The 4,682-nt window shown below is 72.5% G+C and carries 5 protein-coding genes; 2 read left to right on the top strand and 3 right to left on the bottom strand.

The annotated features are described in order from the left end of the window. Positions 1-119: 119 nt before the first annotated feature. On the bottom strand, positions 120-1,307 hold the full coding sequence (locus GVN67_RS28125) for an arabinose transporter (protein WP_160000613.1): 1,188 nt from the start codon (positions 1,305-1,307) through the stop codon (positions 120-122). A gap of 221 nt (positions 1,308-1,528) precedes the next feature. Continuing rightward, positions 1,529-2,278 (bottom strand): SDR family oxidoreductase, encoded by a 750-nt coding sequence (locus GVN67_RS28130; RefSeq protein ID WP_160000614.1) that lies wholly within the window; start codon positions 2,276-2,278, stop codon positions 1,529-1,531. 108 nt (positions 2,279-2,386) lie between these two features. On the opposite strand from GVN67_RS28130, the gene GVN67_RS28135 reads away from it, so the two are divergent. Further along, positions 2,387-2,821 carry a helix-turn-helix domain-containing protein gene (locus tag GVN67_RS28135; protein WP_160000615.1) on the top strand — a complete coding sequence of 145 codons (435 nt, stop codon included), beginning with the start codon at positions 2,387-2,389 and terminating at the stop codon, positions 2,819-2,821. Positions 2,822-2,825: 4 nt separating this feature from the next. Here GVN67_RS28135 and GVN67_RS28140 read toward each other — a convergent pair whose 3' ends face one another. Then, a complete protein-coding gene (locus GVN67_RS28140) occupies positions 2,826-3,806 on the bottom strand; it encodes a quinone oxidoreductase (RefSeq protein ID WP_160000616.1) in 981 nt (326 codons plus the stop codon). An 82-nt stretch (positions 3,807-3,888) separates the two neighbouring features. Here GVN67_RS28140 and GVN67_RS28145 point away from each other — a divergent pair. Beyond that, positions 3,889-4,682, top strand: a 794-nt coding sequence (locus tag GVN67_RS28145; protein ID WP_160000617.1) for a LysR family transcriptional regulator, incomplete at its 3' end; no start/stop codon positions are given.

Below are 4,682 nucleotides of genomic sequence, written 5' to 3' on the forward strand. Positions count from 1 at the left end.
CTTTCCATTGGGCGGCGGGCTTCTCGGTCATGGGGCGGCAGCCTATCGCGGCGCCGGGCCGCCGCCCAATGGAAAGCGTCTATCGCCGCGATCGGGCCCCGCTGTCAGACGCCCCGCTGTCAGGCCGGCCGCCGCGTGGCCGCCATCCGCAGCAGCATCAGGAAGCCCAGGGCCGCCGCCAGCCCGCCCACCAGGAAGACGGCGCTGTAGCCCAGCCGGTCGGCCAGCAGCCCGGTGACCGGGCCGGTCAGCCCATAGGCCAGGTCCTGATAGGCCGAGAAGCCGCCGGCCGCGGTGCCGCGCAGGTTGGGCGCGACGCGGCGCATCGCCTCGATCCCCATCGAGGGGAAGATCAGCGAGCAGCCCAGCCCGGTCAGCGCCGCGCCGGCCAGCGCCAGCTCGGGGCCCGGCGCCAGCCACAGCAGGGCCTGGCCGGTGGCCTCGACGGCGATCGAGACCAGCGCCACGGGAATGCTGCCCAGCCGGTCCGGCAGATGGCCGAAGACCACCCGCACCAGCACGAAGGCCAGGCCGAAGCAGGTCAGCCCCAGCCCGGCATGGGCCCAGCCGCGCGACAGGAACAGCAGCGTCATGAAGGCGCCGATGGCGGCGAAGCCGACGCCCTGCAGCCCGACCACCAGCCCCGGCTGCCAGATGCGGCCGAGGATGCGCCAGAAGGAGGGGCGCTCGCCGCCCGGCGGCGCGACGGCGGCCACCGGCAGCACCAGCGCCAGGCCGATCAGCGGCACCAGGGCGCAGGCCAGCATGGCGCCGGCGAAGCCCGAGGCGTCCATCAGCGCGACGCCGAGCGGGCTGCCGACGGCGAAGGCGCCATAGAGCCCCATGCCGACCAAGCTGAAGACCCGCCCCGCCCGCGGCGGCCCGGCGATGCCCAGCGCCCAGGCGACCAGGCCGACGGTGGCCAGGCTCTCGCCCCAGCCGAGCAGCAGCCGGCCGGCGATCAGCACGGCATAGGCCGCGGCCGGCGCCAGGCCGGGCAGCGCCGAGGCGGCGCAGACCAGGCCGGCGGCGGCATAGATCAGCAGGCCGCGCAGCATGGCGTGCTTGCCGCCGTGCTGGTCGGACAGCCGCCCGGCCAGGCCGCGGGTCAGGATGGTGGAGGCGAAGGCGATGCCGACGGCGATGCCGGCCAGGGCATTGCCGAAGCCGAGGCCCGTGGTGACATGCACCGAGGTCACCGGCAGCGAGATGGCGACGCACAGATAGGAGAGGAACAGCGCGACGGTCAGCCAGACGACCTGGCGCAGGTCGCGGGCTGGCGGGATGGGTTGGGGCGGGGTGGTCATGGCGGTGGTCGGTCCCTGGTCAAAGGGCCCCGGCACCAGCCTCGCAGGGATCGCGCCGGACGCAACGGCACGACCCGTCGATCTGGCGACAGGGCGTGCGTTGGTTGACGTGAACGCTTACGGCGGACCGGTGCGGGGGGATCCCGCCGGTCGGCGATGCCCAGCCTATGCCGGAAGCTTTTTGCCGGCGCAAGCTTTTGCCAGCGCCGGCGGACCGGGCGTCAGCCGTGCGTGGCCAGCATGGCGAGGACGTCCTTGAACCGCCCCTGCGCCTCGGCATGGCGCAGCATGCCGACCCGCTCGACCAGGATTTCTTCCGGGGTGGGGGTGACGGCGAGGAGCTGCATCACCTCGTCGGCGAAGGCCTCGAGGGGGAGGTAGCCGTCGCGGCTGGACTGGCCGGGGGTCAGCTCGGTCTGCACCGCGGGGGGGACGATCTCGATCACCTCGACCGGGCCGCCCTGCAGCTGCTGGCGCAGCGCGGCGCTGTAGGAATGCAGCGCCGCCTTGGTCGCCGAATAGGTCGGCGTCGAGGGCAGCGGCACGAAGGCCAGGCCCGAGGTGACATTGACCACCGCCGCCGCCGGCTTGCCCGACAGATGGCCGATGAAGGCGTCGATCATGCGGATCGGGCCGAGCAGGTTGGTCACCACCGTGGCCTCGGCGTCGGCCAGGTCGCGCGGCGCGGTCGCGTCCTCGCGCCGCATGATGCCGGCATTGTTGACCAGCACGTTGATCTCGGGATGGCGGCGGATCGCCTCGGCGGCGAAGGCGCGGATGGCGCTGGCATCGTCGATGTCGACGGTCAGCGCCGCCATGTTGGCGCGGCCGGCGATGGTCTCTTCGAGGGCGGCCAGGCGGCGGCCGGCGACGATGACGCGGTTGCCGCGGTCGTGCCAGCGCTGCGCCAGCGCCCGGCCGATGCCGGAGCCGCCGCCGGTGATCAGGATGGTGTTGCCGGTGGTCTGCATGGGTTTTCTTCCTGTCGGGGGAGCGTGATGGCGCCCTACTTGCGCCAGACGCTCTCCGATGGGAAGAAGGCACCCGAAAGTTCTATACTTACCGAATGGAGAGTGTCGATGGCGCGGCTGCCCTTCTCGCCCGAGGCGATCGCCCGCGCCGAGGCCGCGCGCGCCTCGACGCCCCCCGCCGCGATCGACCCGCGGGTCGAGGCGCTGGTCAACCAGCTGATCGGCCGGGTCGCCGACAAATGGACCATGCTGGTGCTGGAGGCGCTGGCCGAGCACGGGCTGCTGCGCTTCACCGCGCTGGCCCGCGCCGTGCCCGGGGTCAGCCAGAAGATGCTGACCCAGACGCTGCGGCAGATGGAGCGCGACGGGCTGATCACCCGCATCGTCCATCCGGTGGTGCCGCCGAAGGTGGAATACCGCCTGACGAAGCTCGGCGAGGGGCTGGGCGCCGCCTTCTGCGGCGTCTGGATCTGGGCGGAAGAGAACCTGGTCGAGGTGGAGGAGGCCCGCCGCGCCTTCGACGAACGCGCGGCGGACGTCTGACGCCTCAGGGCGTGATCAGGATGGCGCCGCCGGCGCGCCGCGCCTCGGCCGCCTCGTGGACGGCGACGATGTCGTCGAGCGAAAACCGCTGGCCGATATCGACGCGGACATGGCCGCGGGCGATGGCGTCGAACAGGTCGGCGGCATTTGCCCGCAGCGCCGCCGGATCGGCATTGCGCGGAAAGACCGAGGGCCGGGTCAGATAGAGCCCGCCCTTGGCCCCCAGCGTCTCGACATCGATCGGCGGCGCCTTGCCCGAGGCGGCGCCATAGCTGACCACCAGCCCATAGGGCGCCGCGCAGTCCAGCGACCTTTCCAGCGTGTCCTTGCCCACCGCGTCATAGACGACGCGCGCCTTGCGCCCGCCGGTGGCGCGCAGGAAGGCCGCCGGCCAGTCCGGGTCGTTCAGGTCGATCACGGCCGTGCAGCCCGCCTCCAGCGCCGCCGGGATTTTTCCTGGTGACCCGGTGGTGCCGATCACCTCCGCCCCCAGCGCGGTGGCCCAGCGGGTCAGGATCTGCCCGACGCCACCCGCGGCCGAATGAACCAGCAGCAGCTCGCCCGGCTGCACGGCATGGGTGGCGCGCAGCAGGTATTGCGCCGTCAGCCCCTTGAACAGCAGGGTCGCCGCCGCCTCGTCGCTGATGGCGTCAGGCAGCTTTATCAATTTGTCGGCGGGCACGTTGCGGGCCTCCGCATAGGCGCCGACGCCGGCATTCATGGTGGCGACGCGGTCGCCGACGGCCAGGCCCGCGACATCCGGCCCCAGCGCCTCGACGACGCCCGCCGCCTCGAAGCCCAGCCCGGTCGGCAGCGGCAAGGGATAGAGGCCCTTGCGCTGGTAGATGTCGATGAAGTTGAAGCCGATCGCCGTCTGCCGCAGCAGGACCTGGCCGGGGCCGGGCGGCGGCAGCGTCTCGGTCACCAGGGTCATGACGGCGGGCGGGCCGAAGTCGCGGATCTGCACGCGGCGGCTCTGGGTCATCGGAGGCCTTTTTCGGTTCTGTCGGCCCCAGGGGTAGGCTATGCGCTTTCCGCCGATAATCGGGCGGGGGTGAAAAACACTCATGCAGGATCTGCAGGAATTATCCGCCCTCCTGGCCGTCGCCGAGGCCGGCAGCTTCACCGGGGCGGCCCAGAAGCTGGGACGTGACGCCTCGGTGCTGTCGCGGCGGGTGGCGGCGCTGGAGCAGTCGCTCGGCGTGCGGCTGCTGATCCGCACCACCCGCCGCGTCGCCCTGACCGAGGCGGGTGCCGCCTATTGCCGCCGCATCCAGCCGCTGCTGGAGGAGCTCGCCAGCGCCGGGCGCGAGGCCAGCGAGCATGCCGCCCGGCCGCAGGGGCTGGTGCGGGTCTCGCTGCCGGTGACCTTCGGCCGGCACTGGGTGGCGCCGCTGGTGCCCGGCTTCCTGCTCCGTCACCCGGAGATCCGGCTGGAGCTGCGCTTCTCCGACCGGGTGGTGGATATCGTCGCCGAAGGTTTTGACCTGGCCCTGCGCGTCGCTGCCCGGCCGCTGCGCGACAGCTCGCTGACGCTGCGGCGCATCGCGGGGTATCGCAACCTGCTGGTGGCGGCGCCCAGCTACCTCGCGACAGCGGGGGTGCCGCAATCGCCCGACGATCTCTCGAAGCATGCCTGCCTCGGCTTCACCGGCCATGCCGACTACCCCGACTGGCTGCTGGCGAAGGGCGAGGCGCGGCACCGCCTGCGCCCGGTCTTCCGCCTGGCCGCCGATTTCTCCGAGATGGCGCTGCTGGCGGCGATCGAGGGCGCCGGCATCACCCTGACCCCCGACTGGCTGGCGGGGCCTGGGCTTCGCAGCGGGCAACTGACAGAAATATTGCCCGGCTGGGGCGGGCC

Origin of the sequence: Roseomonas sp. 18066 (genome assembly GCF_902706185.1) — a bacterium.
Taxonomy (GTDB): domain Bacteria; phylum Pseudomonadota; class Alphaproteobacteria; order Acetobacterales; family Acetobacteraceae; genus Pseudoroseomonas.